This is a genomic window from Mesorhizobium sp. M8A.F.Ca.ET.021.01.1.1, assembly GCF_003998025.1.
GTDB lineage: Bacteria > Pseudomonadota > Alphaproteobacteria > Rhizobiales > Rhizobiaceae > Mesorhizobium.
This window is the reverse complement of record NZ_RZSJ01000819.1, coordinates 1-2,039: the sequence shown is the minus strand read 5'-3', so window position 1 is coordinate 2,039 and position 2,039 is coordinate 1. Positions and strand designations below refer to the sequence as shown.

Below are 2,039 nucleotides of genomic sequence, written 5' to 3'. Positions count from 1 at the left end.
TCGTAAAGCTTGGCGGCATGGACACGGCGGTCACGGGTGACGCCCGGCGTGTCGTCGACAAGCGCCAGCTTCCTTCCCACCAGCCGATTGAAAAGAGTCGATTTGCCGACGTTAGGTCTGCCTATGATGGCGACTTTGAAGGTCACGATGCACTGCCCGACCCGCGGATCAGTTCGGACATCAAGGTCGCCCGCTCGCGCGTGTTGCGCGGGGCGCCGTCATCGGAGGCGATCTGGTCGAACAGTTTCAGCGCGTCCTGCGTCTTGCCTTCCTTCCAGGCCGCAAGCCCGAGCGCCTCGCGCGCGCTGTGGCGCAGCGTGTTGGTGTCCGAGGTCAGCGCCTCGACACGGCTGGACACGTCGGCGAAGGAGCCATGGTCGACGAGCAGGAGTGCTGCCCTCAGCCGCGCCATGTCGCGCAGGCCCTGGGGAATGGCGGTGTCGGCGGCGACGTCGTCGAAATCCTTGACGGCTGCGTCGACGTCGCCCTTGTTGGCCTTGACGGTCGCTGCGCGCATGCGGGCGAGCAGCGGATAGGCGCCGTAGCCATCCTTCTCCAGCTGATCGAGCGCGGCCAGCGCGTCGTCGTTCTTGCCGTCATTGGCAAGCTTCAACGCCTGCGAGAAAGCATCGCCGGAGCGGTTGGCGCGCGTCTCGTCCCAATAGCGATAGCCGACGAAGGCGGCGGTACCGAGCACCACCAGGATGGCAATCACAAGCAAGGCCGGGCCGAAACGGTCCCACAGCTTCTGCGCCTGCTCGCGGCGCATCTCGTCATTGACTTCACGGATAAAACTGTCGTCGGACATCGATCAAAACCATTCTTGGCCCCGGGCCGGGGCCGTTCGTGAGCCCGCGTTTTAGCGAAATTTTGTCGGCATGGAAGGGGTTCGACCGGAAAATCGGCTATTCCCGGGGGCAAACGGATGTTTGCCCCGGGGCAAACCCACGAAAACCCAATCGCACCGGCGCCACATTTCGGGGATAGCCGGCTTGCTGACCACCCGGAGCCTGTAAAATTGCCGATGCCCAGTCTGTCCCGTGTTATTGCGTTTTCGCTTGCCTCGCTCGCCGCCGCCGGCGCGGCCCTGGCCGACCCGCCCGCGCCAGCAGAACCAGCGAGGCCGAAGCAGGTCGTCATCATCTCGTTCGACAGTGCCCGCGACATCTCGCAGTGGAAGCGTAGCCGGGCGCTGGCCCAGCGCACCGGGGCGCATTTCACCTATTTTCTGTCCTGTGTCTTCCTGCTGTCGCCCGAGACACGCGGCCAATACGCGGCACCTGGCAAGACCGCGGGCAAATCCAACATCGGCTTTGCCGCCTCCAGGCAGGACGTGGCCGAGCGGCTGGAACAGATCGGTCTCGCCGCCCATGAGGGCCACGACATCGCCAGCCACGCCTGCGGCCATTTCGACGGCAAGGACTGGAGCAAGGCCGACTGGCTGACGGAATTCGCCTCGTTCGAGCACATTCTAGAAAACGCCTATGCCATCAACGGCATTGCGCCCGAACCCGAGGGCTGGCGCGATTTCGCGCATGCGGTGGCGGGTTTCCGGGCGCCCTACCTGTCGGCAAGCAAGGCGCTTTACGAGGCGCTGCCGGCAGCCGGCTATCAGTTCGACGCCAGCGGCGTTTCAAAGGGCCCTGCCCTGCCGCCGACCATCGGCGGCATCACCCGCTTTTCCCTGCCGCTGATTCCGGAAGGGCCGAAATCACGGCCGGTGATCGCCATGGATTACAATCTCTATGTCCGGCATTCCGGCGGCTTCGAGCGGCCAAGCAAGGCCGGCGAATTCGCCGACCGCACCTACCAGGCCTTCCGCGCCGCCTTCAACACGCAATATCAGGGCAAGCGCATTCCGCTGGAACTCGGCTTCCACTTCACACTGATGAATGACGGCGCCTACTGGAACGCACTGGAACGCTTTGCCGGCGAGGTCTGCGTCAAATCAGATGTCGAGTGCATCAGTTTTCGCGATTATGTTTCGCGGCGGGACGGCAGCCAGAAGCAGGCGACGGTTGGCGGCTGAGCTGCCAACC

Annotated in this window: 3 protein-coding genes; 1 reads left to right on the top strand and 2 read right to left on the bottom strand. The window is 64.1% G+C overall.

Annotation, left to right across the window (positions count from 1 at the left end; all coding sequences use genetic code 11):
- Both EOA36_RS34320 and EOA36_RS34315 read right to left on the bottom strand, forming a co-directional pair.
- The coding region (locus EOA36_RS34320) for a GTPase (protein WP_189553515.1) at nucleotides 1-146 on the bottom strand (146 nt) is incomplete at its 3' end.
- Nucleotides 143-808, bottom strand: a complete 666-nt coding sequence (locus EOA36_RS34315) for a tetratricopeptide repeat protein (protein ID WP_127281117.1) — start codon at nucleotides 806-808, stop codon at nucleotides 143-145. The genes EOA36_RS34320 and EOA36_RS34315, both read right to left, overlap by 4 nt.
- Before the next feature lie 216 nt (nucleotides 809-1,024).
- On the opposite strand from EOA36_RS34315, the gene EOA36_RS34310 reads away from it, so the two are divergent.
- Nucleotides 1,025-2,029: a polysaccharide deacetylase gene (locus tag EOA36_RS34310; RefSeq protein WP_127281116.1), complete on the top strand. Its 1,005-nt coding sequence runs from the start codon at nucleotides 1,025-1,027 to the stop codon at nucleotides 2,027-2,029.
- Nucleotides 2,030-2,039 lie beyond the last annotated feature (10 nt).

Bases quoted from the DNA above. Each gene is read 5' to 3' on its own strand.
- EOA36_RS34315 (WP_127281117.1), bottom strand. From the start codon at position 808: ATGTCCGACGACAGTTTTATCCGTGAAGTCAATGACGAGATGCGCCGC.
- EOA36_RS34310 (WP_127281116.1), top strand. From the start codon at position 1,025: ATGCCCAGTCTGTCCCGTGTTATTGCGTTTTCGCTTGCCTCGCTCGCC.